This window comes from Bacillus sp. SIMBA_008 (assembly GCF_046535495.1).
Lineage (GTDB): Bacteria > Bacillota > Bacilli > Bacillales > Bacillaceae > Bacillus > Bacillus subtilis.
On record NZ_JAWRWL010001389.1, the window covers coordinates 1 to 231 of the forward strand.

Consider the following 231-nt stretch of genomic DNA (forward strand, 5'->3'; position numbering starts at 1 on the left):
TCGTAGCTGTGGGTTGGAATAAGCATGAACAATGTGATGTAAACGATTGGCATAATGTTGTAGCGGTTGCGGCGGGGTGGCGTCGTACCATTGGCCTTAAACCGGATGGCACAGTAATAGCAGTGGGGCGAAATAAAGAAGGAGAATGTAATATAAGTAGCTGGAGAGATATTGTGGCGGTCACGGCGGGTGACTGGCATACAGTTGGTCTTAAAATGGACGGAACAGTGA

The 231-nt window shown here is 48.1% G+C and carries 1 pseudogene; it reads left to right on the forward strand.

Annotated elements, in window-relative coordinates:
• Positions 1-231, forward strand: a pseudogene (locus SB658_RS28020) (chromosome condensation regulator); the annotation flags it as partial.